Source organism: Pseudomonas sp. S9 (assembly GCF_000222125.1).
Lineage (GTDB): Bacteria > Pseudomonadota > Gammaproteobacteria > Pseudomonadales > Pseudomonadaceae > Aquipseudomonas > Aquipseudomonas segetis.
Genome location: NZ_AFFX01000009.1, coordinates 38,272 through 65,206, shown reverse-complemented (window position 1 = coordinate 65,206; position 26,935 = coordinate 38,272). Strand labels below are relative to the sequence as shown.

The 26,935-nt window shown below is 57.7% G+C and carries 24 protein-coding genes and 3 pseudogenes; 10 read left to right on the top strand and 17 right to left on the bottom strand.

Annotation, left to right across the window (positions count from 1 at the left end; all coding sequences use genetic code 11):
* Nucleotides 1-15 precede the first annotated feature (15 nt).
* Genes PSES9_RS0116530 through PSES9_RS0116510 form a run of 5 tightly spaced genes read right to left on the bottom strand, consistent with a single transcriptional unit; the run spans nucleotide 16 to nucleotide 6,373 of the window.
* On the bottom strand, nucleotides 16-810 hold the full coding sequence (locus tag PSES9_RS0116530) for an enoyl-CoA hydratase/isomerase family protein (RefSeq protein ID WP_010488801.1): 795 nt from the start codon (nucleotides 808-810) through the stop codon (nucleotides 16-18).
* A gap of 39 nt (nucleotides 811-849) precedes the next feature.
* Nucleotides 850-2,010, bottom strand: coding sequence for a citronellyl-CoA dehydrogenase (gene atuD, locus PSES9_RS0116525; protein ID WP_010488799.1), 1,161 nt, complete (start codon nucleotides 2,008-2,010; stop codon nucleotides 850-852).
* 42 nt (nucleotides 2,011-2,052) lie between these two features.
* A complete protein-coding gene (atuC, locus tag PSES9_RS0116520) occupies nucleotides 2,053-3,669 on the bottom strand; it encodes a geranyl-CoA carboxylase subunit beta (RefSeq protein ID WP_010488797.1) in 1,617 nt (538 codons plus the stop codon).
* A gap of 3 nt (nucleotides 3,670-3,672) precedes the next feature.
* Entirely contained in the window at nucleotides 3,673-4,545 is an 873-nt protein-coding gene (locus tag PSES9_RS0116515) for an SDR family oxidoreductase (protein ID WP_010488795.1), read from the bottom strand.
* Between the two features lie 43 nt (nucleotides 4,546-4,588).
* Nucleotides 4,589-6,373: an acyclic terpene utilization AtuA family protein gene (locus PSES9_RS0116510; RefSeq protein WP_010488794.1), complete on the bottom strand. Its 1,785-nt coding sequence runs from the start codon at nucleotides 6,371-6,373 to the stop codon at nucleotides 4,589-4,591.
* Between the two features lie 230 nt (nucleotides 6,374-6,603).
* On the opposite strand from PSES9_RS0116510, the gene PSES9_RS0116505 reads away from it, so the two are divergent.
* Nucleotides 6,604-7,224, top strand: coding sequence for a TetR/AcrR family transcriptional regulator (locus PSES9_RS0116505; protein ID WP_010488791.1), 621 nt, complete (start codon nucleotides 6,604-6,606; stop codon nucleotides 7,222-7,224).
* A 155-nt stretch (nucleotides 7,225-7,379) separates the two neighbouring features.
* Complete coding sequence (locus PSES9_RS0116500) at nucleotides 7,380-8,150, top strand: transporter substrate-binding domain-containing protein (protein ID WP_010488789.1); 771 nt, start codon at nucleotides 7,380-7,382, stop codon at nucleotides 8,148-8,150.
* A 49-nt stretch (nucleotides 8,151-8,199) separates the two neighbouring features.
* Here the strand turns inward: PSES9_RS0116500 and PSES9_RS24665 are convergent, their stop codons facing one another.
* The 3 genes from PSES9_RS24665 to PSES9_RS0116485 are packed head-to-tail and all read right to left on the bottom strand — an operon-like array spanning nucleotide 8,200 to nucleotide 10,620.
* Nucleotides 8,200-8,367 (bottom strand): DUF2897 family protein, encoded by a 168-nt coding sequence (locus PSES9_RS24665; protein ID WP_010488787.1) that lies wholly within the window; start codon nucleotides 8,365-8,367, stop codon nucleotides 8,200-8,202.
* 32 nt (nucleotides 8,368-8,399) lie between these two features.
* Nucleotides 8,400-9,215: an ethanolamine ammonia-lyase subunit EutC gene (gene eutC / locus PSES9_RS0116490; RefSeq protein WP_010488785.1), complete on the bottom strand. Its 816-nt coding sequence runs from the start codon at nucleotides 9,213-9,215 to the stop codon at nucleotides 8,400-8,402.
* Between the two features lie 10 nt (nucleotides 9,216-9,225).
* Nucleotides 9,226-10,620: an ethanolamine ammonia-lyase subunit EutB gene (locus tag PSES9_RS0116485; protein ID WP_010488783.1), complete on the bottom strand. Its 1,395-nt coding sequence runs from the start codon at nucleotides 10,618-10,620 to the stop codon at nucleotides 9,226-9,228.
* Between the two features lie 297 nt (nucleotides 10,621-10,917).
* Between PSES9_RS0116485 and PSES9_RS25740 the strand changes: the two are divergent.
* Nucleotides 10,918-11,313: pseudogene (locus PSES9_RS25740) on the top strand (CBS domain-containing protein); the annotation flags it as partial.
* A gap of 158 nt (nucleotides 11,314-11,471) precedes the next feature.
* Here the strand turns inward: PSES9_RS25740 and PSES9_RS25735 are convergent.
* On the bottom strand, nucleotides 11,472-11,987 hold the full coding sequence (locus PSES9_RS25735) for a hypothetical protein (RefSeq protein WP_443216061.1): 516 nt from the start codon (nucleotides 11,985-11,987) through the stop codon (nucleotides 11,472-11,474).
* Between PSES9_RS25735 and PSES9_RS25730 the strand changes: the two genes are divergently transcribed.
* Nucleotides 11,884-12,222 carry an ATP-binding protein gene (locus tag PSES9_RS25730; RefSeq protein WP_443216060.1) on the top strand — a complete coding sequence of 113 codons (339 nt, stop codon included), beginning with the start codon at nucleotides 11,884-11,886 and terminating at the stop codon, nucleotides 12,220-12,222. The genes PSES9_RS25735 and PSES9_RS25730 overlap by 104 nt on opposite strands.
* A gap of 2 nt (nucleotides 12,223-12,224) precedes the next feature.
* A pseudogene (locus tag PSES9_RS23800) lies at nucleotides 12,225-13,183 on the top strand (response regulator).
* 52 nt (nucleotides 13,184-13,235) lie between these two features.
* Here the strand turns inward: PSES9_RS23800 and PSES9_RS0116470 are convergent.
* Nucleotides 13,236-14,582 (bottom strand): class II 3-deoxy-7-phosphoheptulonate synthase, encoded by a 1,347-nt coding sequence (locus tag PSES9_RS0116470; RefSeq protein ID WP_010488779.1) that lies wholly within the window; start codon nucleotides 14,580-14,582, stop codon nucleotides 13,236-13,238.
* Between the two features lie 260 nt (nucleotides 14,583-14,842).
* Between PSES9_RS0116470 and PSES9_RS0116465 the strand changes: the two genes are divergently transcribed.
* From PSES9_RS0116465 to PSES9_RS0116455, 3 genes are all read left to right on the top strand, one after another.
* Nucleotides 14,843-15,208 carry a hypothetical protein gene (locus PSES9_RS0116465; RefSeq protein WP_138943149.1) on the top strand — a complete coding sequence of 122 codons (366 nt, stop codon included), beginning with the start codon at nucleotides 14,843-14,845 and terminating at the stop codon, nucleotides 15,206-15,208.
* A gap of 119 nt (nucleotides 15,209-15,327) precedes the next feature.
* Nucleotides 15,328-15,771, top strand: coding sequence for a disulfide bond formation protein B (locus tag PSES9_RS0116460; protein ID WP_010488775.1), 444 nt, complete (start codon nucleotides 15,328-15,330; stop codon nucleotides 15,769-15,771).
* The gene (locus PSES9_RS0116455) at nucleotides 15,768-16,412 is read left to right on the top strand and encodes a DsbA family protein (protein ID WP_010488772.1); all 645 of its coding nucleotides are present in this window, start codon (nucleotides 15,768-15,770) and stop codon (nucleotides 16,410-16,412) included. The genes PSES9_RS0116460 and PSES9_RS0116455 overlap by 4 nt, the downstream gene beginning before the upstream one ends.
* Before the next feature lie 57 nt (nucleotides 16,413-16,469).
* Here the strand turns inward: PSES9_RS0116455 and PSES9_RS0116450 are convergent, their stop codons facing one another.
* From PSES9_RS0116450 to PSES9_RS0116430, 5 genes are all read right to left on the bottom strand, one after another.
* A complete protein-coding gene (locus PSES9_RS0116450; protein WP_010488770.1) occupies nucleotides 16,470-18,269 on the bottom strand; it encodes an N-acyl-D-amino-acid deacylase family protein in 1,800 nt (599 codons plus the stop codon).
* A gap of 26 nt (nucleotides 18,270-18,295) precedes the next feature.
* A complete protein-coding gene (locus PSES9_RS0116445) occupies nucleotides 18,296-19,027 on the bottom strand; it encodes a sulfite exporter TauE/SafE family protein (RefSeq protein ID WP_010488767.1) in 732 nt (243 codons plus the stop codon).
* Nucleotides 19,028-19,167: 140 nt separating this feature from the next.
* Complete coding sequence (locus PSES9_RS0116440; protein WP_010488765.1) at nucleotides 19,168-19,950, bottom strand: SDR family NAD(P)-dependent oxidoreductase; 783 nt, start codon at nucleotides 19,948-19,950, stop codon at nucleotides 19,168-19,170.
* Nucleotides 19,947-20,888 carry a bile acid:sodium symporter family protein gene (locus tag PSES9_RS0116435; protein WP_010488763.1) on the bottom strand — a complete coding sequence of 314 codons (942 nt, stop codon included), beginning with the start codon at nucleotides 20,886-20,888 and terminating at the stop codon, nucleotides 19,947-19,949. The genes PSES9_RS0116440 and PSES9_RS0116435 overlap by 4 nt, the downstream gene beginning before the upstream one ends.
* Nucleotides 20,889-20,897: 9 nt before the next feature.
* A complete protein-coding gene (locus PSES9_RS0116430; protein ID WP_010488760.1) occupies nucleotides 20,898-22,232 on the bottom strand; it encodes a flavin-containing monooxygenase in 1,335 nt (444 codons plus the stop codon).
* Between the two features lie 167 nt (nucleotides 22,233-22,399).
* Here PSES9_RS0116430 and PSES9_RS0116425 point away from each other — a divergent pair, with 167 nt between their 5' ends.
* Nucleotides 22,400-23,173 carry a spermidine synthase gene (locus PSES9_RS0116425; RefSeq protein ID WP_010488758.1) on the top strand — a complete coding sequence of 258 codons (774 nt, stop codon included), beginning with the start codon at nucleotides 22,400-22,402 and terminating at the stop codon, nucleotides 23,171-23,173.
* 101 nt (nucleotides 23,174-23,274) lie between these two features.
* Here PSES9_RS0116425 and PSES9_RS0116420 read toward each other — a convergent pair whose 3' ends face one another.
* Entirely contained in the window at nucleotides 23,275-24,117 is an 843-nt protein-coding gene (locus tag PSES9_RS0116420) for a crotonase/enoyl-CoA hydratase family protein (RefSeq protein ID WP_010488756.1), read from the bottom strand.
* A 353-nt stretch (nucleotides 24,118-24,470) separates the two neighbouring features.
* Here PSES9_RS0116420 and PSES9_RS0116415 point away from each other — a divergent pair.
* Nucleotides 24,471-26,181, top strand: a pseudogene (locus PSES9_RS0116415) (DEAD/DEAH box helicase).
* A gap of 85 nt (nucleotides 26,182-26,266) precedes the next feature.
* Here the strand turns inward: PSES9_RS0116415 and PSES9_RS0116410 are convergent.
* Nucleotides 26,267-26,911 (bottom strand): TetR/AcrR family transcriptional regulator, encoded by a 645-nt coding sequence (locus tag PSES9_RS0116410; RefSeq protein ID WP_010488751.1) that lies wholly within the window; start codon nucleotides 26,909-26,911, stop codon nucleotides 26,267-26,269.
* Nucleotides 26,912-26,935 lie beyond the last annotated feature (24 nt).

Below are 26,935 nucleotides of genomic sequence, written 5' to 3'. Positions count from 1 at the left end.
GCACTGGGCCCGGGTTCATTCGGCCCAGCCTGGCGTGCGTTTCTGGACAAAGGCCATGGTGCCTTCGATGCCTTCGGGGCTAAGCACTGCGTTGGCAAAGGATTGAGCGGCGTCATCCAACAGCTGTCCAAGGGGTTGCAGTTCGGTGTCCAGTAGCAAAGCCTTGGTCGCTGCATTGGCTTGGGGCGCACAACGCTTTATCTGCGCCAGGGTTTCGTCGAGGCGCTGCTCGATTGCCGCTGCACTGGCTTCACTGAAGTGCACCAGGCCCAGGCGCGCGGCCTCCTGGCCGCTGAAGCGAGCGGCGGTCAAGGCCAGGCGACGGGCTTGGGTCAAGCCAATGCGCTTGGCTACGAATGGGGCGATTTGTGCTGGCAAAATACCGAGGGTTGTTTCCGGCAAGCCAAACTTGGCGTCGTCGGCGGCGATGGCAACATCCGACACACAGGCAAGGCCAAAGCCACCACCGAGGACAGCGCCTTCGAGCAGGGCAATCACCACTTGCGGCAAGCGCTGGGCTTGCTCAAGCATGCTGCCAAAGGCTCGGTTCAACTCGCGGTAGGCGTCTATCCCAACGGCGCGTGCATTGGCCATGTCCTTGATATCGCCACCCGCACAAAAGTGCCCGCCCGCGCCGCGCAAGACAACAGCCCTGACCTGTCGGTCCTGGTTGAGCTGGCTGAAAACCTGGGTCAGTTCTTCGACCATGCTCAGGCTCATGGCGTTGCGCGATTCGGGGCGGTTGAGCGTTACTGTCAGGACACCCTGTTCGAGGTTTACAAGCAGTGTTTTCAGGTCTGGCAGTTGCATGGGGTTCTCTCTGGCTCAGGGCTTGGGTAGCGTTCTGCTTCAGGCTTTTTTCTTGCCGGGTAGAATGCCCATCAGCTTGCAGATGATGCCGAGCATGATTTCATCGGCGCCGGCACCAATCGAAACCAGGCGCACGTCGCGGTAGGCCCGGGACACCGGGTTGTCCCACATAAAGCCCATGCCGCCCCAGTACTGCAGGCAACTGTCGCTCACTTCGCGGCCCAGTCGGCCGGCCTTGAGCTTGGCCATAGAGGCTAGCTTGGTGACATCCTTGCCAGCGACATACATTTCGGTTGCCTGGTAGACCAGCGCACGCAAGGCCTCGATTTCACACGCCAACTCGGCCATGCGGAAATGAATCACCTGATTGTCGATCAGCGCGTTGCCGAAGGTCTTGCGCTCCTTGCAGTATTCGATGGTGGCCTCGACGCAATGCTCCAGCCCCTTGATCATGTTGGCCGAGCCGAATAGGCGTTCTTCCTGGAACTGCAGCATCTGCATCATGAACCCGGCGCCTTCCTGGCCGATGCGGTTACGCTGCGGCACACGGACATTATCGAAAAACACTTGCGCGGTTTCGGAACTGCGCATCCCGAGTTTGTCGAGGTGTGGACTGAGTGTGATGCCCGGGGTGTTCATCGGCACCATGATCAGGGACTTGTTGACGTGGGGTTTTTCGTCCGAGGTGTTTGCCAGCAGGCAGATGAAGTCAGCGCTCGGCGAGTTGGTGATCCACATCTTGCTGCCGTCGATAATATAGTCGTCGCCGTCCTTGCGAGCCGTTGTCTTGAGGCCTGCGACGTCCGAGCCGGCACCCACTTCGGAAACCCCGATGCAGCCAACCATTTCGCCGCTGATGGCCGGGCGCAGAAACTCATCACGCAGTTCATCAGAACCAAAACGGGCCAGGGCTGGGGTGCACATGTCGGTTTGCACCCCAAGTGACATGGGGACGCCACCGCAATGAATGGTGCCGAACTCTTCCGCCGCAACTATCGAGTAGCTGTAGTCGAGGCCCATGCCGCCGAATTTTTCGGGCTTGGATATGCCCAGCAGACCCAGATTGCCGGCTTTTTTGAATACATCGTGAATAGGAAAACGGCCATCCTTTTCCCATTGGTCGACATAGGGGTTTATCTCCTTATCGACGAAGTTCTTGACCGTACGACGCAGCTCTTGGTGTTCTTGAGTGAAGATCATCTTGTTATTCTCCAGAGCGAAAGGTTAAGTCGGGCGCCAGGGCTAGAAGCGCGCCACGCCAAAGCGATTGTTTTTCAGGGGGCGCAGGGCTGCTTCGGTGCAGATATCCAGCAAATAGCCGAGCAGCTTGCGGGTATCGCGTGGGTCGATCAGGCCGTCATCCCAAAGGCTGGCCGTGCCGTAAAGAGCGGTCGACTGGCTGTCGAGTTTCTGCGCGGTGACCTGTTCGAGCATGTCGAGCATTTTCGGGTCGGCTTCAAGGCCTTCTTTTGCATGCTTGGCTTCGGTGACGATGCGCAACACCTTGCCGGCCTGGGCTCCGCCCATGACTGCCGTCCTGCTGTTGGGCCAGGCAAAGATGAAGCGCGGGTCCAGGCCGCGTCCACACATGGCGTAATTACCTGCGCCATAGGAACCGCCGACCACTATGGTCAGCTTGGGCACGCTGGCATTGGCCACTGCCTGAATCATTTTCGAGCCGTGCTTGATCACCCCAAGTTGCTCTGACTCGGTACCGACCATGAAGCCTGTGGTGTTGTGCAGGAACAGAATCGGCGTATTGCTTTGTTCGCACAGTTGAATGAATTGCGCAGCCTTGGCCGCCCCTTGCGGAGTGATTGGGCCGTTGTTGCCGATCAAGCCGCAGCGGTGGCCTTCAATGCTCAAGTGGCCGCAGACGGTTTGCTGGTCGAACTCACTCTTGAAGTCGAGAAACTCCGAGCCATCAGCGATTCGCGCAATTATTTCACGCACGTCGTAAGGCTTTTTCGGGTCTGCAGGTACTACTCCAAGCAGCTCTTGCGCCTCATACAGCGGTTGGCGATAACTTGGCGCCTGGCGGGCGGGTAATTGCGCGTTCCAGGGCAGCACGCTGACAATCTCCCGGGCGATGCGCAGGGCATCGGCATCATTCTCGGCCAGGTATTCAGCGGTGCCTGCGGTTTGCGCGTGCATTTCTGCGCCGCCAAGTTCTTCATCGGTTGCCACTTCGCCAGTGGCAGCTTTTAGCAGGGGAGGGCCAGCGAGAAACATCTTGGCCTTGCCGCGCACCACTACCACATAATCGGAAAGCCCTGGCTGGTAGGCCCCGCCTGCGGTACTGGAACCATGCACCACGGTGATTTGCGGCAACCCCATGGCGGACATGCGCGCTTGGTTGGCAAAGCCACGCGCGCCCTCAATGAAAATATCAGCGGCATAATTGAGGTTGGGGCCGCCGCTTTCCGCGAGGGTTACGACCGGCAGTTTGTTTTTGACTGCAATCTGCTGCAGGCGCAGGGTCTTCTTCAGGCCGGTCGGTGAAATGGTGCCGCCCTTGATTGCACTGTTGCTTGCGCTGATCAGGCAGCGCACACCGGCGATATAACCGATGCCCGAGATGATGCCTCCGCCTGCTTGGGTGCCATCCTTGTCGTCGTGTAGCTTGTAGCCCGCCAAAGATGACAACTCCAGAAATGGCGCGCCCGGGTCGAGCAGGGCACTAAGGCGTTCACGGGGCAGCAATTGGCCACGTTTGTCGAACTTGGCCTTGGCCGCTGCAGCCTTGTCGAGCACCTTCTGTTCGGCCTCGCGAAAGCTGGCAATGGCTTCAAGCATGGCTTGGCGGTTATCGGCAAACTCACTGCTGTTTACGTCAATCTCGGATTGAATCACCGGCATTGGTTATTCCCCTTTAAGCACGTCTGGCAAGTAGGCGCGGTGGAAGCCGTTGAATGCCTGGTCCGCCCCAGCTTTGGCCTTGGCCAGGGGAAAGGCGCGAGTGCCTTGGCTGGATGCGCCGTCAATGCGTAGCGTGGTGCCACTGATAAATGCGGCACCTGGGCTGAGCAAGAAAACAATGGCGGCAGAGACTTCCGATTCCGTGCCGATGCGTTTTAACGGTACATGTTCACGCAGGACGGGAATTATTGCCTTGAAGGCGCCTTCATAAGTATCCATGCCGCTGGAGGCAATCCAGCCGGGTGCCACGGCGTTGACCCGTACCCCCGCATAGCCCCATTCGACAGCGGCGGTCTTGGTGAAGTTTTCCATCCCGGCCCGCGCCGCGCCTGAGTGCCCCATGCCCGGCATGCCGCCCCACATATCGGCCAGCATATTGACGATGCTGCCGCCGCTGTTCTTCATCGATTGGTTGAATACTTCGCGGGCGACCAGAAAGCCACCGACTAGATTGGTTTTGACCACCGCCTCGAAACCTTTAAGGGTGATCGAAGCGAGTGGCGCCGGGTATTGTCCGCCGGCGTTGTTGACCAGGTGATGGATTTGCCCGCGCGCTGCAATGACGCTTTCGACCATGGCCTTGACCGAGGCCTCGTCACGGATATCGCAACTGTAATAACTGACGCTGCCGTTATCCTGGCTGATTTCTGCTGCGGTCTTTTCCAGCTTTTCAATCGTACGGCCAACCAGTACGACGTGTGCGCCAAGCGCTGCCAGCTCATGTGCGGTGCAGCGGCCAATACCACTGCCGCCACCGGTCACCATGATGGTTTGCCCGGCGAAGAGGTCAGTGCGGAAAATCGAGTTATAGCTCATTGTTATTCTCGTCTTGTAGAGGGCCAGGGCGCGTGTCTATCGTCTACTCCAGGCTGCTCGCCAGGGCAGCAGGGACTGGCACCGGAAATTCCAGCAGTTGTTGGGCAAAGGCCTTGCCTTGTGGGTCAATGCGCAGGCTGGCGACACCGCCACCGCCCAAGGCGTTTTCCAGCAGGAAGTTCAAGCTATGGGTGCCGGGTAAATACCAGCGGCTGACCTTGCCCTGCCTTGGTTCAAGGACATGGGCCATCCATTCGGCCACGGCTGCCTCGGACAAAGCAGCCGCGATCCATGCCATGTATTCGGGCTTTCTGGCCATGACCCCGATATTGCTGTGATTGCCCTTGTCGCCGGAGCGTGCAACTGCCAGCTTGACCAGCGGCACGCAGGCTGGCGTAGGACCGCTTGCTGTCGGTGCAGCGGTGATCAGGGAATGTTGCTGACCGGGCTCCAGGGAGGGGAGGGCCACGCCGTGGCGCTGGCCGTCGATCTCGACCTCAACTGCGCAGGCGGACTTGTCGACCAGGAAGGAGAACAGGCGGATAACCGGGTAGACCGTTGGCCGTCCACCGACAATCCCGGTCAAGCCCGGCGCCATGCCGGTTGCAGCCTGGGCAATCTCCCGCGAGAAGACTATCAAGGCTTCTTTTCTGGCGTGGCGCACTGCGAGCTTGATCACCACTTCACGGGTATCCTGGCGCTGGCCATGTGGACCATAGGTGGCTTCGCTGCCAAGCAATTCGATATTCACCTCGCGATACTTGTCCCAGCCGCGTTCAGCGAATATCTCCTCGGTCTTGGCAATAATCGCCTGGCTGACCCGTTGCGCCTTTTTCACTGCATCCATACCGCTGATCAAGCAACTGGCTGTGCAGCGAAAACCATCTGGGTGGGTTGCACTGACTTTATAAGTCTCGGTTGGCGCCGAGCCTTTGGCACCGCTGACTGCAACACGGTTGGGGCCAGACTGCTGCAGTTCGACCTGGCTGAAATCGCAGGTCACATCAGGCAGCAGGTAGGCGTGCGGATCACCAATTTCGTAGAGCAGCTGTTCGCCGACGGTCAGCCGGCTTACCAGGCCGCCAGTGTTTTCTGGCTTGCTGACAGTGAAACCAGCGTCAGCCCCAACCTCTATCACTGGAAAGCCAATGTGCTCGTAATCCGGAACCTCTTGCCAGTCGGTGAAGTTGCCGCCGGTGCATTGCGCGCCGCACTCGATGAGATGGCCGGCAAGCGCCGCCTGGGCGAGCTTGTCGTAGTCACTCCAGGACCAGCCGAATTCATGGACCAAGGCACCGCTGACCACCGCGCTGTCGACGACCCGGCCGGTAATGACTATGTCCGCACCCAGTTCGAGTGCAGCCGCAATCCCCGGGGCACCCAGGTAGGCGTTGACCGATACGCAGAAGGGCGGCATTGCTGCACCGCTGAACATTTCCAGTGTGCCGGCTTTGGCCAGTTCGCTGGCTTTGGCTTGCAGGTTGTCGCCATGCACCACGGCGATTTTCAATTCGACTCCGGCTTTTTCGCAGGCCGCAGCAAGCGCCGCCGCGCAGGCTTGGGGATTGACCCCGCCAGCATTGCTGATAACACGGATATTGCGTGTGGCAATGGTGTTCAGCAGTGGCTGCAGTGTCTCGACGAAATCGCTGGCATAGCCGGCATCCGGGTTTTTCATTTTGGCCCCGGCCATGATCGACATGGTGATTTCGGCCAGGTAGTCAAATACCAGGTAGTCCAGCCGGGTCCCGTTGACAAGCTGGGCGGCGGCAGTGGAGGTGTCGCCCCAGAATGCGCTGGCGCAGCCGATACGTACGGTTTTAGTCATTAGAGTCAGGCCCGCAACATGCAGATAGGGTGCGATCAACACTACCAAGCAAGCGCTTGGTTGAAAAGCCTTTGCTGTGATATTTCTATGCTGAGCTAGTGCCAAGCGCTTGCTTGGTTTACCGTGTAGGCATAGATTTCGTTAATTCCAACAAGCACTTGTCGGCCTCTTTGGCAGCGGTTCGATGGTTTTCCGGTAAGTTGCTGGCAAGTATTCCAGGAGTAAAAAGTTTGGATGATTTGAAGGCCCAGGCTGTCATGCAGGAACTGGTTGCCAATGGCTTGGTGACGGACCCGGACAGCGCCCGTGGAAAATTACTGCAAACGGCCGCGCACCTGTTTCGCAGCAAAGGCTATGAGCGCACCACGGTGCGTGACCTCGCCAGCGCAGTTGGTATCCAGTCAGGCAGCATCTTTCACCACTTCAAGAGCAAGGATGAAATTCTGCGCTCGGTGATGGAGGAAACGGTTCGCTACAACACCGCCATGATGCAAGCCGCGCTGGATGAGGCAACCACCTTGCGCGAACGAGTGCTGGCTCTTATTCGTTGTGAATTGCAGTCGATCATGGGGGGCACAGGGGAGGCGATGGCAGTGCTGGTCTATGAGTGGAGGTCGTTGTCAGATGAAGGCCGTGCCCACATCCTGGCGCTGCGTGAGACCTATGAGCAGATCTGGCTGGAGGTTTTGGCGCAAGCCAAGGCAGAGGGCTACTTCAAGGCCGATCCATTCATTATCCGGCGCTTCCTGACCGGGGCTTTGAGCTGGACCACAACCTGGTTTCGCTCCGAGGGGCCAATGAGCCTTGATCAACTCGCCGAAGAGGCATTATCGCTGGTGTTGAAAGACTGATAGACGAGCCTTCCAGGGAACGGACAAAACCTGGCGCAAAACCGACACTTTCAGCCAAGTGGTCACTTTGCGCATTTTGCAGCTCCATTAACTAGGGTAGAGTTTGCAATTAGTGGCTATTTGCAAATATGGATGTTCGGGTAATAGGCAAGCCTATGTTCAAGCCGTTGATAGCTGCTTTGTTGATAATCTTTTCGAGTACTTCGCTGGCCAGGCAGGTTGTCAACGTCAGTGGCGTGTACTTTCCGCCCTATGCATTCGGAGCCAGCGCGGTGACGAGCCGTGGCTTGCTGCCGGAGTTGATCGCTGCACTGAACAACCAGCAGGCTGAGTTCGAATTCATCATTGTCCCGACTTCCTTGCAGCGGCGTTACGCTGACCTGAACAATGGCCGGGTGGATATCAGCCTATTCGAGAATCCACGCTGGGGTTGGCAGGATATTCCCAACCAGAGCGTCGATATGGGGCTTGAAGACGCCGAGGTGTTTGTCGCGCGCACCGCGCAGGGACGCCAGCAGGCTTATTTCGACAAGATCCTGGGTAAACGATTGGCTTTGTTCAGCGGTTATCACTATGCGTTCGCAGGGTTCAACACTGACCCTGGCTATCTGGCTAAAGCTCATAATGCCATCGTTAGTCGATCCCTTGACGGTAATATCATGATGGTGGTCCACCGACGAGCTGATATTGCTCTGGTGACGCGTTCGTACCTGAAGGCTTTTTTCGAGAGCTATCCCAAGTATGCAAAGGGCCTGTTGATATCCGAGCGGGTCGACCAGGTTTATGCCCACCATGCGATCTTGCGCAACAACGCGCCCATCAGCGCACAGCGTTTTAGTCAGTTGCTTGAAGACTTGCGCCAGTCAGGGCAGCTGGACGCAATTTTTGCACCCTACGACATCAAGGTCGTGCGCCAGGACAACTAGCCATTGAGCCCGCCCAGAGCCTAGCTGAGCAGGCCGGGCCTACTAAGCGCTAGGAGTCCTGGGCATCCTTGGCGTCTTGCTCGATATTACGTTTGTGGATGCGCTTAAGCTGCTCATCGGTCAGGTTCAACGGTTTTGCTGTGTCGCGGAGCATCATCAGGCCGCCAACGATGGAACCTAAAACGACAATAATCAATAACCAGATATACCAAGGCATGCTCGGCTCCCAATCAGGGGTGAACAACTAGCTTACTCTGGGATCTGCAGACTGTCATTCGGTGGCTGGTCACTTGATACCTTAGCGGTTGCTTGGCCGGGCGCGTTGGCCAGGTTGCTGTCATCCTTCAAGGTCACCCCTGAAAGCCGCAGGCGCAATGATTCACGGGCAAGGTAGTCAAGCTTGGCGGCCGCCTGGGCATAAGGCAGGCCTTGCGGGCGCACATTGGAAATGCAGTTGCGCTGGCTGTCCATGCTGTCGAGCCTGGGCTGGTAAGTCAGGTAGATACCCAGGCTATCCGGTGAGCTCAAGCCGGGGCGTTCACCAATCAACACCACAACCAGGTGCGCTCGCAGTGCGACGGCGATACCGTCGCCGATCGCCACGCGACCTTGTTCTGCAAGCACCACCGGGGTATTGGGCCAGTCAGTGTCGAACTGTTCGCGAAAGGCCAGCAGTAAGGGTAATGCGTGACGCTGCGCAGCAATGGCTGACAGGCCATCGGCTATCACAATCGCCAGTTCCGGGGCGGCCAGTTCATGCTCAAGATAAACCCGGCTGTCATCGTGCAAGTGGCGTCCATAATCGGGGCGCAGTAGATAGCTGTTCCGGTCCGCGGCGTTGCTATGAACCTGCAGTGTGCGAAAGCCATGGGTTTTCAACTGTTGCTTGAGGTCGTTGATGTCCAGTGGCCGATGCACGGCATCACGGGCTTGGGCGTGGGCCAGTCCAAAGGCGAGCACTTCACGGGTAGGCAAGCTCGAGCCCACGCGGCCCAGGGCTATACGCGCAGAAGTATGGGCGCGCAGTTGATCCCATGGGTTGGTCTGGATCAGGTCGTCGCTCATCGTCAATGCCTCAGGCGGCGCCAGAGATACGCTGCAGTTGTTGCAGCAGATGGTGGCCGCGACCGATATCGCGCAGCTTGCCATTGGTCTCGGTGATGGCCATGCGCGCCAGCCAGGCGTCGAACTCAGGCGCACGCTTCAAACCCATGACACTGCGCAGATAGAGCGCGTCGTGAAAGGAGGTGCTCTGGTAATTGAGCATGATGTCATCGGCGCCCGGAATGCCCATGATGAAGTTGATTCCTGCAGCGCCGAACAGCGTCAGCAGGGTGTCCATATCATCCTGATCGGCTTCGGCATGGTTGGTGTAGCACACATCACAGCCCATCGGCAGGCCCAGCAATTTGCCGCAGAAGTGATCCTCCAGGCCCGCGCGAATGATTTGTTTGCCGTCGTACAGGTATTCGGGGCCGATAAAGCCAACCACGGTGTTGACCAGCAGTGGCTTGAACTCACGGGCGACGGCATAGGCGCGGGCCTCACAGGTTTGCTGGTCAACCTGGTGGTGGCCGCCTGCGGACAAGGCGCTGCCCTGGCCGGTTTCAAAGTACATCAGGTTATCACCGACAGTGCCGCGCCTTAGTGACTGCGCGGCTTGATGTGCTTCACGCAGCAGGTTCAGGTTGATGCCAAAGCTGCTGTTGGTTTTCTCGGTGCCGGCAATGGATTGAAAGACCAGATCGACAGGCGCGCCAGCCTCGATGGCCTGGATTTGCGTGGTGACGTGTGTCAGCACACAACTCTGCATGGGGATATCAAAATACTGGCGAACTTCATCCATCATCTGCCACAGGCGCATCAGCGTCGACAATGAGTCGCTGGCAGGGTTTATTCCAACCGTGGCGTCGCCGGAGCCATACAACAGCCCGTCAAGCATGCTGGCCGCTATTGCGCGGACATCGTCGGTCGGATGATTGGGTTGCAGACGAACGGATAAGCGATCAGGCAGGCCGATAGTGTTGCGAAACGCGGTGACGACCCGGCATTTGCGCGCAATCAGGATCAAGTCCTGGTTGCGCATCAATTTACTGACCGCGGCCGCCATTTCCGGGGTTATGCCGGGTGCGACGGCGGCCAGCACCTGGCTGTCCGTGCTGTCGAGCAGAAGCCAGTCGCGCAGGTCCCCAACGGTAAAATGGCTAATAGCCGCAAAAGCCTGCTTGTCATGACGGTCAATGATCAAGCGAGTGACTTCATCCTGCTCATAAGGAATCAGCGCTTCATTGAGAAACTGCTTGAGTGGCAACTCGGCCAGGGCCATTTTCGCGGCCATGCGCTCTTCGTAGGTCGCGGCTGCAAGGCCTGCCAGATAATCACCGGAGCGGGCCGGACTGGCTTTGCCGAGCAGGCTTTTAAGGTCATCAAAACGGTAGCGCAGGGCGCCTATTGAGGTTTGGTAAGGCAATTGATGGGCCTCGGTGTAGTGCCGGTGATAGTGCAAACGCTGCAAACCCTTGCTTTGAATTGCCTTTGCAGTGGCCGTGCCAGGGGCTTGTATTGCTGTGAATCCAAGCCGGGAAGCCCATAGCGCTGCCAAGGTTTGATTCATGCTGGTGCGTGGGCGGTTCAGGTTGCACTGGTCTAGGCCAATATGACTGGGTGATGACAGCGCCGTTGCAGTCTGCCGGGTTGGGAACGATGTCACATGATGGCAACTTGACGCTGCTTAAATGACAGGTCTAATCCAGCAAGGAGTTGCCTGATGCCCACTGCCAGCGCACTTACGCAGTTGCTCAAAGCGGTTGAGCCACTTGCGCCGGACATGAGTATTGCCGATGTCGCCGACCGGTTGTTAACCCCCCAGCACAAGGCTTTTCTATCGCTGCCAATAGTCGACAGCGCGGGAAAGCCGCTGGGGCTGGTCAGTCGAACCGCCTTGCAAGACATCTTCATGCAGCGATTTGGCCGTGACTTGCGTGGCCGGCATCCCGTTACCGAGATAATGAACGCCCAGCCCTTGGTGGTCAGCCTGGCGACCAGCCTGGAAGAGGCCGCCAGGCAGATCACCGGACAACTGCAATACCCGATCACAGAGGATTTCGTGTTGGTTGATCAGGCTGGCCATTACCAGGGCTTGGGCACAGTGCTCGACTTGCTCAAGGCCATGGAGTCGCGCATAGCTCAGCGCAACACGGTGCTGCGCAAGGCGCTCCATGACCTGAAGGAGTCCCAGGCGCAGTTGATCCAGTCGGAGAAAATGGCATCGCTTGGGCAAATGGTGGCCGGCGTTGCCCATGAATTGAACACTCCGCTGGGCTATGTCAAAAACAATGTCCAATTGATGAATGAGCTGGGCGCGGCGTTGTTCGAACTGACCGATGCGCAAGCTCGCCTGGCAGACTGCATGGCCAACCCCGATACCACCGAAGAGCAGCTTGCTGATGCTTTTGCACTCGCGGCCCAGGCCCGTGAAGCTGCAGCGCCTGAGTTGCTCAGTGCTGATATGCAGCAATTGTTTGCCGACACCATGTATGGCCTGGAGCAGATTGCCGAGTTGGTGGTCGGGCTCAAGGATTTCGCCAGGCTTGACCGGGCGATGAGCGAAGAGGTTGATATCAACGACTGTATTCGCAGCGCCTTGTTGATTGCCCGTAACAACACCAAGGACAAAGCCGAAATCAGCCTGCACCTTGGCCAGCTGCCACTGATTTCCTGCGCCCCGTCACAAATCAACCAGGTCCTGCTCAACCTGCTCAACAACGCGGTACAAGCCATTGAGGGCTTTGGCCAGGTTGTCATCAAGAGCTGGGCCGATGAGGACGCTGTGTTTATTTCCCTGCAGGACAGTGGCAAGGGCATGGAAGCGCATGTGGTGGCGCGGATATTTGATCCTTTCTTCACCACCAAACCCGTTGGCCAGGGCACCGGCTTGGGGTTGTCTATCTGCTTCAAGATTGTTCAGGACCACGGCGGGTTGATTCGTGTGGCCTCTGAGCCTGGGCGCGGTACGCGCTTTTTGATTCGCCTGCCGCGACCACAGGCGGCTCAACTTCAACGGAGTGCCTGAATATGAGCCATTTGCCACGCATCATGTTTGTCGATGACGAAGAACGCATATTGCGCAGCCTGGCGGTGCAGTTTCGCCGCCAGTACGAGGTCTTGACCGAAAGTGACCCGCACCGCGCCTTGCAGCGGCTGGAGGACCAACCGGTGCATATTCTGATCAGCGACCAACGCATGCCACACATGAGCGGCGCAGAATTGCTTGCCCAGGCCCGTGAATTGGCACCCAATACCTTGCGCATACTCTTGACCGGTTATTCAGACCTGGATGCCGCCGTTGATGCACTGAATAACGGCGGTATCTTTCGCTACCTGACCAAGCCCTGGGACCCTCAGGAAATGGCGTTCACCTTGCGCCAGGCGGCTGAAATTGCCCTGCGCCAACCGGCGGCTAGCACGCCTGTCGAGTTAGCGTCGATTAGTGCCATGAGCGCCCGGCTCAATGTGTTGCTGCTGGACAATGATGCCGAGACCCTGGCCCTGGTTGATGCATTTTGCCAGCAGGGCGGTCATCGTTTGTTGCGCGTACGCAATATTGCCGAGGCGATGCACATTCTCAACAGCGAGCCGGTTGAGCTGCTGGTCAGTGATTTGAAGCTGGCCGGGGACGACACCGCGCCTCTGCTTAAAACCCTGGCACAGGCTCATCCGCGTTTGTTGAGTATCGTGGTCACGCCGTTTTGCGATACCCAGGCACTACTCAAGCTGATCAACGAGGCGCAGATCTTTCGTTATCTGCCCTGAACAACGAGGCGCAGATCTTTCGTTATCTGCCAAAGCCGATACGGCGCGGGATGTTTGAAAAAGGCCTGGGCGCCGCTGTTGAACAAGCCATTATCTGGCGTGCAGAACCTGAAACTGCAGTGATGCGCCTGGCGCAGGTGCCGACCAATGAGCCGGAACGCGAGCGGGTAGGCAGTTTGTTCGGCATGCTGGGCCGCTTGCGTGAGCGGCTAAGTGCCTAGAAAGACAAGCCTGCTGTGCTCGGGGTGAAGCTCGAGCACAGCATCAATGGCTTTAGCGGCGAACCTGTTTCAGGGTTTCGGCAATCAGGAAGGCCAGCTCCAGGGACTGATCAGCATTCATCCGTGGGTCGCAGTGAGTGTGGTAGCGATCAGACAGACCGTCTTCGGTGATGGGCCGTGAACCGCCAATGCACTCGGTGACATTTTGCCCGGTCATCTCGATGTGAATGCCGCCTGCGTAGGTGCCTTCAGCCTGATGCACGGCAAAGAACTGCTTAACTTCGGCAAGTATCCGGGCAAAGTCGCGGGTCTTGTAGCCGCTTGAAGCCTTGATGGTGTTGCCATGCATGGGGTCAGAGCTCCAGAGCACGTTGCGGCCTTCGCGCTGCACGGTTTGTATCAGGCGCGGCAGGCCGGCCTCGACCTTGTCGGCGCCCATGCGCACGATCAGGTTCAGGCGACCTGGGTCATTCTCGGGATTGAGGATATCGATCAGGCGGATCAGGTCTTCGCTGCCCATGCTTGGCCCGACTTTGACCCCGATCGGGTTTTCCACGCCGCGCAGGAACTCAACGTGCGCGCCATCGAGCTGGCGGGTGCGATCACCAATCCAGAGCATATGGGCGGAGCAATCATAGAAACGCCCGGTGAGGCTGTCCTTGCGGACAAAGGCTTGCTCGTAACCCAGCAGCAGGGCTTCGTGGGCGGTGAAGAAGCTGGTTTCGCGCACCTGTGCCGAAGCGTCCATGCCACAGGCACGCATAAAGGCCAGGGTTTCATCGATGCGGTCGGCAAGGGCGCTGTATTTCTCGGCCAGATCCGAGTTGGCAATGAAGTCGAGGTTCCACTGATGAACCTGATGCAGGTCGGCGAAGCCGCCTTGGGCAAATGCACGCAGCAGGTTCAGTGATGCTGTGGACTGGTGATAAGCCTGAAGCAGGCGCTCCGGGTCCGGCACGCGACTGGCGCTGTCAAAACCGATGCCGTTGACTATATCGCCACGGTAGGCGGGCAGGGTGGTGCCGTCGATAGTTTCATCATTGGCTGAACGCGGCTTGGCGAACTGGCCAGCCATGCGACCGACTTTTACCACCGGGCAACCAGCAGCGAAGGTCATCACGATTGCCATTTGCAGCAACACCTTGAAGGTGTCGCGGATCTTGGCGGCGCTGAACTCGGCAAAGCTTTCGGCGCAGTCACCGCCTTGCAGCAAAAATGCACGACCTTGAGTCACTTCCGCAAACTGACGACGCAATTCTCGGGCTTCGCCTGCAAATACCAATGGCGGATAACCGGCCAGGGTTTGCTCGACTTTAGCCAAGTGGGCTGCATTCGGGTACTGCGGTTGCTGCTGGATTGGGCAGGCTCTCCAGCTATCGGGACTCCAAGGTTGTGACATCGCGATTCTCGATTCAATAGGTTAGGCAGGCATGCATGGTAACCGATTGGCTGAGCGCTTCAAAAATATCAGTGTGATAGCCAGGGTTTATCGATTGTGGCGGGCGTCGGCTGCTACTTGTAGCAATCGGTAATCAATTGCCTGCAAGGACGCTTGCCGGATAATCCAGGGCTATGCTCGAATGCAGGCAATTGAGCGAACCGGTTTTAGCCTATCTTGATTTGCTGGCTGCGCTCGTCTTGCAACCCATGGATGATTCAATGCCCCGCTGCACCTTCAGCCTGAGAATGCTTCGTGCGTTGAGCCTGGCCTTTTTGATGGTCTGGCTTTGGCAGACCAGTGCCTTGTTAACGGGGATTGAAGCGCCAACAGCCGTGGCAAACGCCGTGGCAGGCCTTGATGCCGGTAAAAGCCTGGCAACATCCAGCTCCTGCGTGTTGTGCACAGCCGATAATCAATCCTCTTCAACTGCCGATCATGCCCACGAGCCGCCATCATTGGCTGCGGCCTATCTGGTCGCTGCATTGCCGCGCGTCGAGGTGCCGAGTGCCAGCATCCTGCACCGCCAGCCCATGGGCTTTATCGAACCGATTGAACGCCCGCCGCGATCCTTCTTGCTGATCTGATTAACCGCCGCACCGCGGCTCCAGATACCTGTAATTTGGGATCAACTTATGCAATTTCCTTTTCTTCACAGCCAGGCTGTGTGGCTGGCGTGCCTGCCTGTTGCCAGCAGGTGGCGAGCATGATCGCCCCATCCAACAAGGCCCAGCTGTTCAGCGCTTGGCACTTGCTGCTCTGCGCCTGGGCGCTGGCGCTGGTGGCCAGCTTGAGTGCGCTGTTTATCGGTGAGGTGATGGGCCAGGCGCCCTGCAATCTTTGCTGGTTTCAGCGAGTGTTCATGTTTCCGCTGGCGATAGTGCTGGGTGTCGCCTGTTACCGCTCCGACGCCACCGTGTGGCGCTATGCCTTGCCGATTGCCGGCCTTGGTTGGTTAGTCGCGCTTTACCACAGCCTGCTGTATTTCGGTGTTTTCGGCGACAGCATCCAGCCCTGCGGGGCAGGTGGTTCGTGTTCCAGCAGCAATATGGCCATTTTCGGTGCTATCGCGCTGCCTGTGCTGTCGCTGATCGTATTCAGCCTTATCTGCATGCTTCTTTTGATGATTTCCCGGAGATCTACCCAATGAACAGAGGTTTAACTGTGCTGGTGATTGCCAGCGTGCTGGTCATCGCCTTTGCTGGGGGCGCCCTGTGGTTCAAGTCGGCGCAAGCCCCGGAGCAGGCTGCAACGCCACCAGCAGCGGCCAGTTCGCTGGTTCGCTTTCACTCGCCGGTGATCGGCTCTGCCAGCGCGCCAGTGACTATTGTCGAATTTTTCGACCCTTCCTGTGAGGCCTGTCGCGCCTTCTTTCCCTTGGTGAAGAAGCTGCTGGCGGACAACCCCGATGATGTACGCCTGGTGCTACGTTATGTGCTGTTTCATGAGGGCTCGGAAACTGCTGCGCGCATTCTCGAAACCGCCCGTAAGCAGGGCGTTTATCCGCAGGTGCTGGAGGCCGTGATGGCTTCTCAGCCGCAGTGGCATGATGATCCGCAAGTCACAATGGCCTGGGCGGCAGCCGAACAGGCGGGCCTGGATGTTGATAAGGCCAAGGCAGAAATGATGAGCGCGGATATCACCTCGACCCTGGAAAAAGACGCAGCCGATGCAAAAGCGGTGGGTATCAGGCAGACGCCAACCTTTTTCGTGAACGGTAGATCGCTACCCAGCTTTGGCTCTGAGCAACTGATAAACCTGGTCGAGGAGGAGGTTGCCCAGGTCAAATAACCCCATGGCAATGCCCGCTGACAGGTACAAGCCATGTCAGCGGGTTCTGCAACTGGGTCAGCAGGTTGTGGCGGGTTTGAGGCCTGCCTGTTGTGCTGTCGGTTGACGCGCCAGAACGTCCCGACCTTCAAGGAACTGACCAAAACCTTGCTGCTTGCCTAGTTCATCGGCGAATTCCCGGCCGCGTTGATAGGCAATGCGACCGTTAATCAGGGTGTATTCAACCGCCTCGTCATTGCGTTTCACTACGCGCTGCAAGCCCAGCACCTCCATTGGCGCCTCGCAAATTGCGTCCAGGGCATCGGTCAGGCCTTCGGGGTTGATAATGACAACGTCGGCACGATCACCAACGCGAATATAGCCCGCGTCGATACCGATAAAGTCGGCAAGCTCGCCACTGACGCGGTGTACTGCGCGTCCGGTATCCATAAAGGCATTGCCTGCCAGTTCGGCGTCGCGTGCATACTTGAGCAGGCGCAGGGCAAAGTTGTATTGGGCGATAGAGCGCAAATGCGCGCCGGAGTCGGCAAAACCAGGCTGGGTCCAGTCACTGGCGAGCAACTTGTGCATGACCTCTGGCCGATGGTTGCCGTAGCAGGTCTGCCACTTGAGCTGGTCGCGATACTGGGTGGCGATGTCGAAGTAGGCATCGACTGCATCAACACCGCGCTCACGGCCCAACTGTTCGAAGTTTTTACCGATCATCGAAGCATCCGGGCAGCCGGTAACCCAGCAGTCCGAGAAGTCACGGTGCCATAGACCAATGGTGAAAATGGCCTTGACGTGTTTTTTGAACAGGGTACGAAACGCGGGGTCATTGACCTTGGCGTAAATCTCATCCGGCTCCTTCAGGTTGCGCAGTATCTCGCCCGCACCGAATTCCTCGAATGCGTTCACATTAAGCCCTTCCAGACTCAAGGTGAACGGCGCAGGCAGGGTTTGCCAGCGAAAATTCCCGCGCAGCAATTTATTGGCCACCCAGCCCGAAAAGCGGGTGAAGCGGTGCAGCATGGGTTGGGACTTGAGATCCAGCGCGGTGAGCATGGTGCTCTTCAGCGGGCGCCTGAACCAGCCGTGGGCTTGCCAGAGAAAGGCGAACACATTGATCTTGGTGACTGCATCGGGCGCGCCCTGCATCAGCGCGTTGCGGCGACGGAGGATGGCGAACAGGCGCGAAAACTCGTGCCAGTTGGCGAAGGTGGAGGGTAGCGGGCTTGACCAGGCACGATCTCCATCCATCTTGTCTAGCCGGGTAGTCATGACCGACAGGCCGAGACAGCCGGCATCTAGCGCCTCTTCAAGCAGTTGCTCCATGCGTTGCAGCTCGGCTTCGGTGGGTTTGACCTTGCTCGTCGCGCGCTCAAGCCCCATTACTGCAACGCGCAGTTCGGAATGGCCGAGAAATGAGCACAGGTTCGGACCTAGCGGATGCTGGTTGTAAAAGTGGCGATAACCGGCCGCATCACGCCAGGTCTTGTTCTGTTGCAGTATAGGTAGCACGTACTCGCGTGGTACCGCTTCGACCCGGGTAAACAGGTCGGAGCAGTCTTCGGCATCCGCCAGCACCATGCTGATCGAGCAGGAACCGACGGTGACGGTCGTCACGCCATGGCGCACTGATTCTTTAAGTGCGGGCGCGGCAATGACCTCGGCATCATAGTGCGAGTGAATCTCGATAAAACCGGGCGTCACCCATTTTCCAGTGGCGTCTATAACCTGCTCGCAGCCGGTTTCATCCAGTGCGCTGAGACTGACCGCGTCGATGCGATTATCACGTATACCGAGGTGACGAACCTGGCCGGGCTGGTTGCTACCGTCGAAGTACAAACCGTTTTTTATAATTATGTCGTAGTTCATAAAGGCTCCAGGGACTCAGAGGTTGCTTAACGCGGTATCAGCAACAGACAGCCGGTTACCAACAGCAGGCTGTAAATGGCTATGCGGAAATACTGCTCATTGACATGCCGGTGCAGGCGTTCGCCCAGCCAGACGCCGATGAGTAACAGTGGTGCGTAGAACGCGACCTGAGGCAGCGTCGGATAGAGCCTGCCGTCGAGCATAAAGGCCAGGGTCAGCAACGAATTGAGGCTGAACCAGACGCAAACCAGAGTGGCGCGAAAGCGGCTTTTATCCAGTGTGTTTCCGGCCAGCGCATGGACCAGCAAGGGGCCGCCAGAAGCAAACAGGCCGTGGCTAATACCTGCGGCCACTGTGATCATCCGGTTTTGCCAAAGTGGTCGCGCATGACTGACGCTTGATGTGCGCAGGCGCAACAGCTCGCGCCCGGCAAACACCAGTATCAGCACGCCGAGAGCGCGCTTGGCCAACTGGGCATCGATTACCGGCAGCAACGCATAGCCAATAATGGTGCCGACTGCCATGCCTGGCAGGATCATGCCAAGCAACAGTTTTAGGTCAATCAGTTTGCGGTAGCGCCAGCTCAAGTAACCGGTCATGCAGATATTGAGCGGTACCAGGATCGGCAACAGCAGCTCGATTGGCAGCAGCAGTGCGCCGAGTGAAAAGGCAATCACGATACTGCCAAAGCCGGTAACGGCTTCAAGCGTATAGGCGAGCAATATGAATATGCCCAGGGCAATCCAAGCCAGTTCCATTAGGTTTCTCTTTTAAGCGGGTATTGAGTTACAGAAACTTTCAGGGCGTTAAGCACCTTGTCCACTCCCAGCCATCGGTGGATGCTCAAGGGGCGCTGGTCATGCCGCATGGATTTCTCTGTGATGGTGATTGATGAGCCTTATTCCATTTCTCCGGCAAACCGCTGGCTCATTTTCTTGTAGTAATAGGCCGGAGCGATTCGCCACAACAAGCTGGCAAGCCAGCTGCCACGATCAGGAAACAAGCGTTCGCGGCGTTGCTCCAGGGCGACCAGTATTTGTTCAGCCATCCAGTCTGCGCCTCGAATCTGGCCGATGGTCGAGCGCGCATGCCCGGCGCGTTTGCCATCGGCGCCCAGCGCATTACGGTCAATGGGGGTGTCGAGAAAGCTTGGGTAAACCATCAACAGGCCGATACCTTGTTGCGCGATTTCTGCGCGCAGCACCTCGAAGCTCTGGCTCAGTGCGCTTTTCGCCGCGCAATAGCCTGCCCGGCCCAGCACTGGCATCCAACCGGCCATTGAGCCAATTGCCGCGACCTGGCCAGCGCTTTCGCGCAACAAGGGCAGGGCGCTCAGGGTGAGTTCCAATGGCGCGTGATAGTCAACGGCCATGACCTTGTGAAAGACCGCAGTTTGAGTCTTGACGGTGGGTGAGCGATGGGTAATGCCCGCGTTGTTGATCAACAGATCAAGGCGTGTGAATTTCTCTGTGCAGGCTTGCAACAATTGGCCGTGAGTCTCAGGGTCGGTGATGTCGCCAGCAATGCCCAGCACCTGTTCGCCACCGAGTTGCTCAATACGCTCAGCCAGGCCGACAGCATCGATGTCTGTCAGCAGCAGGGCATGACCTCGGGCATGGCAGGCGCGCGCAAGTTCCCAGCCGAGGCCGCTGGCGGCGCCAGTTATAAGGACGACTTTCATAACTGTTTTTCTCCGGCTGGCGTCAGTTTATTGAGGGTGGATATGGCGTCAGCGGGTGGCCTGCGTGACCACAAATAAGCCAGGCTCAGGCCGGTGACCAAGTGCCAGCAACCCCAGAATGCAGCGATCAGCAACATGCCGCTGGCCTGGGGGAAGAAGGTGAATATGATCACCAGCCCCAGCGCCGAGTTCTGGATGCCGACCTCAAGGGTGATTGCACGGCGATCAGCCGCTGGCAAGCCACTCAAGCGGGCGCTGATATAGCCAGTCGACAGTGCCAGGGCGTTATGTGCGACTACCAACCAGAAGAACAGATGGAAGTTGCTGAGGAATTGCTCGAAGTTCTTGCTAAAGGCGATCCCGACAAATGCCAGCATGACCAGCAATGCAAAGATGCGCAGGGGTTTTTCGATACGCTTCGACAGGCCAGGGAAGCCTTTGCCAACCCACATGCCAAGTACCAGCGGCAAGCCAAGCACCAGCAGCACCATCAATAGTAAATTCAGCGGATCAATCGATATCTCGGTCAGCAGCGGGCGTGTATAGGGGTTTAGCCAGGCGTACAGGCCAAAGTTGAGCGGGGTTAAAACACTGGCAGCCACACTGGATACTGCCGTCATGCTCACCGACACCGCCACATTGCCGCGCGCCATCCAGGTCATGATATTGGAGAAGCTGCCACCGGGGCAGGCAGCAACGAGCGCCATGCCCATTGCCAGCATGGGCTCGATCTTCAACGCCCAACAGGCCAGGCAGGTCAATGCCGGAAGCAGAATGAACTGCGCAACCAAGCCGATGGCTGGCGCCTTGGGCTCACGGGCGATGCGCTTGAAATCATCGATTTTGAGATCAAGGGAAACACCAAACATCATCACCGCCAGGATGAGGTTGATCAGGATCAGGCTCGATGGGTCGAATTGAATCGCTACGTTTTCCACAAACGATCCCTACTGCGCGCTGCTGCTGATAAACGCTGCTGACTGGCTGGCCAGTTCACTTTTTAGCTCTGCGCTGTGCTTGGCGATACTTTGCCGATAAGTGTCTTTGTGCACGTAGTAGGCCATGCGCTCCAACTCAAGATAGTTATAGCCTCCGTCGAGACGAATGCTCGCGCGCTCGCGCTTGATTGCCTGGAATGCCCTGGCCGCCGCGCTGCCTTGCTGCAATTGATGGATATACAAGGCCACCAATTCCGCCTGCTCGTCGCGCCCTTGCCAGCCAAGGCCGGATGCCTCGACCATGCCCATCATGAACAGGTCATCGTACTCGGGGTGAAAGACATTGAGGTACAACTGCGGGGCGCCGACCTGGGCTGGCCAGTTGAGGTGTTCACGGGCAATAAAGGGGTAATCCAGCTTGTAGCCGGTGCCTTGCAGAATCAGGTCGTATTCGGCGGTTTGGCCGTCGCTGAACGTCACTTGCTGGCCATCAATCCTCGCGATGTCACGCCGCGCCTTGATATCGCCATGACCCAGGTGGTGCAGAACCAGTGAGTTCATCACCGGGTGCGATTCATAGAGCTTGTAGTCGGGGTCAGGCAGACCGTAATTGGACGGCTTGCCAACCAGGGCGCGGATCAACAGGCCATCGATAAACTGCTTCATGGGGCGCGGTAGCTTGACAGCGCCACCAAAGGTATCTGTCGGTTTGCCCAGGATGAACTTGGGCAGGAAGTAATAGCCGCGGCGGACCGAAAGATCAACCGAGGCTGCGCGGTGCACCGCGTCGACCGCAATATCACAGGCCGAGTTGCCACAACCGACAATCAGCACGCGTTTGCCGCTGAATACCTCGGGGCTTGAGTATTCGCTGGAGTGCATCAGTTCGCCGCTGAAGGTGCCCGGCAGCTTTGGCATATTGGGTTTGTGCAGGGTGCCGTTGGCGATCAGCACGCCATCGAACTGCCAGCTACGTTGCTCGCCGTCATGTTCGCTGATCAGCTTCCAACCTTTGTCCAAGCGCTGGATTTCAATAACGCGGGTGTTGAAGTGGTAATGGGGGCGCAGCTCGAAGTGCTCGGCATAGTCGCGAAAGTAACGGCGCATTTGACTATGATGCGGGTAGGGCGCCACATCTTCGCCCATCGGAAACTCGCTGAACTGGGTCGTACCCTTTGATGAGATCAGGTGGGCCGACTCGTACATGGTGCTGTGCGGGTTATCGATATCCCACAAGCCGCCCACATCGCCGTTAAGCTCGAAGCCAATAAAGTCGATGCCATACTTTTTCAGTTGGCGTGCAGTGCACAAGCCCATTGGGCCTGCGCCGATAATGGCGTACATATGTAACCTCTGGCGTTGTTATTGTTGTTAAGGCCGATAGCCGCGCATGCCGCGCAATGCTCGATAACTGGGTTAATTATTGCGTGACCGCGGGGGCCTACTTCAATGACAATCGGCGCCTTTCCCCGACATATCCTGGTCAGGGATGTCACGGTAGAGAGCGGGTTATGCCTGGATTACCTCCGGAAGATGAGTTGCAAGAAGAGCGTTTGCTGGCTGAAGTGCATGACGCATTCGGTGTGATTCGTGTGGTTGAAATCGGTGAATACCGGTTTCTAGAGTTCGGCGATGCGATTGAGCAGAGCTGCGTCTTCAGCGCTGATCCCAGTTGGCTTGAGTACGACTATACGCGGGCAATGTTTCTTGGGGCGCTGGCCCATGAGTCACCGGAAACGGCGCTGTTTCTGGGGTTGGGCGCCGGTAACCTGACCCAGGCATGCCTGAAGTTCCTGCCGCTCGATGATGTTGAAACCATCGAGTTGCGCGCCGATGTCCCGCGCCTGGCCATGGAGTTCCTCGGTCTTGATGACGACCCGAGGTTGACCGTGCGTATTGGCGATGCCATGGACCTGCTGCCCCGTGCTAAAACCGCGGATCTGATTTTCGTTGACCTGTACACCGACCACGGCCCTGGAGTTGCCCATCTGGCGTGGCGTTTTCTTGAGGATTGCCAGCGCAAGCTCAACCCCGGTGGCTGGTTGATTATCAACCAGTGGGCAACCGATGATGGCAAGCCATTGGGCGCAGCTTTACTGCGCGGGCTGTTCAATCGGCATTATTGGGAGTGTCCGGTCAAAGAGGGCAATGTGATGTTGCTGGTTCCCGCCGAACTTGATCAGGTACTGGACATGCCTGGCTTGCAGGCACGGGCCGAACGCCTGGCCCCAGAGCTTGGCTATTCGCTGCAGCCCTTGATCACTGCGTTGCGCCCCGCCAGTTAGCCAAGCTGGTGTTTCTGCGCTCGTAGGATGCGACAAGCGCAGCTTGTCCATCGGCGCGCAAACAACATCAGTATGTATCCAATGGAGATTGGCTAATGGGTTCAGCGGCCCTTGAAGTCTCCAGGGCGGCGTTCAAGCATGGCTTTGAGGCCTTCCTTGGCATCTTCGGTTTTCATCAGCTTCATCAGGGTTGGATGCAAGCTGGCCGCTGCCGCTGCTTCGCCTTCACGAACCGTCTGGCGGGCAGACGCCAATGTCGCGCGGACGGCTTGTGGCGCTTGTGCGGCAATTCGCCCCGCAAGCCACAAGGCCTGTGGCATCAACTCCTCACTGGCGAGTACTTCCTGGACCAGGCTCAGGCGATAGGCTTCATGGGCGTCAAATTCATCGCCGGTCAGCAGCCAGCGCATTGCATTGCCCCAGCCGGTGATATGCGGCAGGCGCAAGGTGGCGCCACCGAATGGGAAGATGCCGCGTTGAACCTCCATTTGCGCAAAACGGGTATTGCTGGCGCACAGGTTGATATCAGAGGCCAGCATCAATTCGATACCAATGGTGTAGCAATAACCCTTTGCTGCAACTATCACCGGCTTGCTCACCCGTGGGCCGCCAAACACCCCCCATGGGTCGCAACCGCCAGCAGGCACTTGCCATCCAGAGGTGAACTCCGGCCGCGCCCCCCCCCCGCCAGCAGGCACTTGCCATCCAGAGGTGAACTCCGGCCCTATGCTGGCCAGGTCGAGACCGGCAGTGAAATGCTCGCCATGGGCGAATATCAAGGCTACGCGTGCATCATCATCACGTTCGAACTCACCGTAAGCCATGCAAAGGTCGTTGAGCATATCGAGGTCAAAGGCATTACGTTTGGCGCATCGATCCAGGCCAATCAACATTACGTGGTCGCGTTTTTCACGACTGACCTGTCCGGCGTTGCTTGCGCTCATAAGCAAAGATCCTTCTACATATTCGAGGTTTACTGGGGTATAGCCTTCATGATTGAGCTTGTCCACGAACTGCAGCGGCTGTGTGGACAGGGCTTAAAAATATGACCGTTTGGCAGTGTTTGAGTTTAATTAACGGAAAACCGTCACATTTGTCAGCTTTTCCGGTATAGTGCGCGCCGGTCAATTCTTGGCCGCGTTCAGGTAGTGCAACTCGCTGGGGGGCTTTCCTCGGCAGCCAGTCCGTATAACGGGCTATCCTTGACGATTCAATTATCATACGTTTTCGCAAATCCCCGCCGACACGGCTGCCAGGGTGACCCCAGGGTCTTACACGGCATGCGCAGCTTTGGAGCATGGGTCTTTGCGGATGCACTTAGAGGCAGACCCATGACCCAGGAAATCGGCGGCTTCGCCGCGCTCGGACTTACCCAAAATATTCTCGCAGCCCTGACCGCAGTTGGCTACGAAGAACCTTCTCCGATCCAGCAGCAAGCCATCCCTGTTATTCTCGCCGGCCACGACATGATCGGCCAGGCACAAACCGGTACCGGTAAAACTGCAGCATTCGCGCTGCCATTACTGAGCCGCATCGACCCAGCCAAGCGTGAGCCACAAGCGCTGATTCTCGCGCCGACCCGTGAGCTGGCTTTGCAGGTGGCTACCGCGTTCGAAACCTATTCCAAGCAGATGCCAGGCTTGAATGTCGTTGCCGTCTACGGTGGCGCGCCAATGGGCCCGCAGCTCAAGGCTATCCGTCAGGGGGCGCAGGTTATAGTTGCAACCCCAGGTCGTTTGGTTGACCACCTGCGCCGCGATGAAAAAGTACTTTCGACCATTCAGCACCTGGTGCTCGACGAAGCGGACGAAATGCTCAAGTTGGGCTTCATGGATGATCTGGAAGTGATCTTCCAGGCCATGCCAGAAAGCCGCCAGAGCGTGCTGTTCTCGGCAACCTTGCCACACTCGATCCGCGCCATTGCTGAAAAGCACCTGAAGTCGCCACAGCACATCAAGATTGCTGCCAAGACCCAGACTGTTGCACGTATCGAACAGGCTCACCTGCTGATCCACGCCGACCAGAAAGTAAACGCTGTACTGCGTTTGCTCGAAGTTGAAGAGTTCGATGCCTTGATCGCCTTCGTGCGCACCAAGCAAGCGACCCTGGACCTGGCCAGTGCGTTGGAAGCCAAAGGCTATAAAGCGGCTGCGCTGAACGGTGACATTGCCCAGAACCAGCGTGAGCGTGTTATCGACTCGCTCAAGGATGGTCGCCTGGATATCGTGGTTGCTACCGACGTTGCTGCCCGTGGCCTTGACGTTCCGCGTATCACCCACGTATTCAACGTCGACATGCCGTACGATCCAGAGTCCTATGTACACCGTATCGGCCGTACTGGCCGTGCCGGTCGCGAAGGTCGCGCACTGTTGCTGGTAACGCCGCGCGAGCGCCGCATGCTGCAGGTAATTGAGCGCGTAACCGGGCAGAAGGTCGGTGAAGTCAAATTGCCAAACGCCCAGCAGGTTCTCGATGCCCGCATCAAGAAGTTGACCTCCAGCCTGGCGCCACTGGTTGCCGATGCCGAAGCAAGCCATGGCGATCTGCTTGACCGCCTGACTGCCGATATCGGTTGCAGCCCGCGTGCGCTGGCAGCTGCACTGTTGCGCAAAGCGACCAACGGCCAGGCACTGACCTTGGCCGATGTCGAGAAAGAGCAGCCTTTGGTTCCGAGCAGCGGTCCACGTGACCGTGGTGATCGTCCTGATCGTGGCGAGCGTCCAGCTCGTGGTGATCGTGAGCGCCGTGCGCCTATGCCTTTGGCAGAGGGCCGTGCTCGTTGCCGTACCGCGCTGGGTGCGCGTGATGGTATCGCTGCGAAAAACCTGCTTGGTGCAATCCTCAACGAGGGTGGCCTGGCACGTGAAGCCATTGGTCGTATCCAGATTCGCGAGAGCTTCAGCCTGGTTGAGTTGCCGGAAGAGGGCCTCGATCGTTTGCTTGGCAAGCTCAAGGACACTCGCGTCGGGGGCAAGCCGCTCAAGCTGCGTCGTTATCGCGAGGATTAATCCTCGACATAAAAAACCCGCCAAGTGCGGGTTTTTTTATGTCTGTAATTCTCAGCTACAGCCTGCCGGGTTCGTGATTGCAGGCTCAGGTGCTGGTGACTTGTTCCGATGCGTCGGCGGTGTGCTGCTTGATTTCACAGCCCTTGAGTACCAGGCGGGTAATGGTATCGACGGCGGCATCATAATCAGCATCGTCGAGTTTGGCCTTGCCGGTCACGGTGGATATCTGCCAGTCGAAATCTGCATAAGTCTGGGTGGCAGCCCAGATGCTGAATAGCAGGTGGTTGGGGTCGACCTTGGCCATCAGGCCTTGATCAATCCAGCGCTGGATACAGGAAATATTGTGCTTGGCTTGCGCATTGAGCTGTTCGGTCTGGTCGCTGCTCAAGTGTGGCGCACCGTGCATGATCTCGCTGGCAAAGACTTTGGAGGCAAAGGCAAAGTCGCGTGAGATACGGATTTTCGAGCGAATGTATCCGGTCAGCACTTCAGCCGGTTGGCCTGGCTGGTTGAAGGGCGCAGAGGCTGCCAGCAATGGCTCGATAATGCTTTCAAGCACCTCGCGGTAGAGGTTCTCTTTGGATTTGAAGTAGTAATAGACGTTCGGCTTTGGCAAGCCCGCCTTGGCGGCGATATCACTGGTCTTGGTCGCCGCAAAGCCTTTATCGGCGAATTCTTCGCTGGCAGCTCGCAGAATCAGCTCTTTGTTGCGCTCGCGGATACTGGTCATAAGCCTCTAAATGTCCATGTTGCG

Excerpts from the sequence above, each read along its gene's own strand:
- PSES9_RS0116465 (WP_138943149.1), top strand. The coding sequence starts at position 14,843 with ATGCCCCGCTGCACCTTCAGCCTGAGAATGCTTCGTGCGTTGAGCCTG.
- PSES9_RS0116500 (WP_010488789.1), top strand. The coding sequence starts at position 7,380 with ATGTTCAAGCCGTTGATAGCTGCTTTGTTGATAATCTTTTCGAGTACT.
- PSES9_RS0116410 (WP_010488751.1), bottom strand. The coding sequence starts at position 26,911 with ATGACCAGTATCCGCGAGCGCAACAAAGAGCTGATTCTGCGAGCTGCC.
- PSES9_RS0116450 (WP_010488770.1), bottom strand. The coding sequence starts at position 18,269 with ATGAACTACGACATAATTATAAAAAACGGTTTGTACTTCGACGGTAGC.
- PSES9_RS24665 (WP_010488787.1), bottom strand. The coding sequence starts at position 8,367 with ATGCCTTGGTATATCTGGTTATTGATTATTGTCGTTTTAGGTTCCATC.
- PSES9_RS0116460 (WP_010488775.1), top strand. The coding sequence starts at position 15,328 with ATGATCGCCCCATCCAACAAGGCCCAGCTGTTCAGCGCTTGGCACTTG.
- PSES9_RS0116515 (WP_010488795.1), bottom strand. The coding sequence starts at position 4,545 with ATGAGCTATAACTCGATTTTCCGCACTGACCTCTTCGCCGGGCAAACC.
- PSES9_RS0116425 (WP_010488758.1), top strand. The coding sequence starts at position 22,400 with ATGCCTGGATTACCTCCGGAAGATGAGTTGCAAGAAGAGCGTTTGCTG.
- eutC (WP_010488785.1), bottom strand. The coding sequence starts at position 9,215 with ATGAGCGACGACCTGATCCAGACCAACCCATGGGATCAACTGCGCGCC.
- PSES9_RS0116455 (WP_010488772.1), top strand. The coding sequence starts at position 15,768 with ATGAACAGAGGTTTAACTGTGCTGGTGATTGCCAGCGTGCTGGTCATC.
- PSES9_RS0116430 (WP_010488760.1), bottom strand. The coding sequence starts at position 22,232 with ATGTACGCCATTATCGGCGCAGGCCCAATGGGCTTGTGCACTGCACGC.
- atuD (WP_010488799.1), bottom strand. The coding sequence starts at position 2,010 with ATGATCTTCACTCAAGAACACCAAGAGCTGCGTCGTACGGTCAAGAAC.
- PSES9_RS0116470 (WP_010488779.1), bottom strand. The coding sequence starts at position 14,582 with ATGTCACAACCTTGGAGTCCCGATAGCTGGAGAGCCTGCCCAATCCAG.
- PSES9_RS0116445 (WP_010488767.1), bottom strand. The coding sequence starts at position 19,027 with ATGGAACTGGCTTGGATTGCCCTGGGCATATTCATATTGCTCGCCTAT.
- PSES9_RS0116510 (WP_010488794.1), bottom strand. The coding sequence starts at position 6,373 with ATGACTAAAACCGTACGTATCGGCTGCGCCAGCGCATTCTGGGGCGAC.
- atuC (WP_010488797.1), bottom strand. The coding sequence starts at position 3,669 with ATGCCGGTGATTCAATCCGAGATTGACGTAAACAGCAGTGAGTTTGCC.
- PSES9_RS0116440 (WP_010488765.1), bottom strand. The coding sequence starts at position 19,950 with ATGAAAGTCGTCCTTATAACTGGCGCCGCCAGCGGCCTCGGCTGGGAA.
- PSES9_RS0116530 (WP_010488801.1), bottom strand. The coding sequence starts at position 810 with ATGCAACTGCCAGACCTGAAAACACTGCTTGTAAACCTCGAACAGGGT.
- PSES9_RS0116420 (WP_010488756.1), bottom strand. The coding sequence starts at position 24,117 with ATGAGCGCAAGCAACGCCGGACAGGTCAGTCGTGAAAAACGCGACCAC.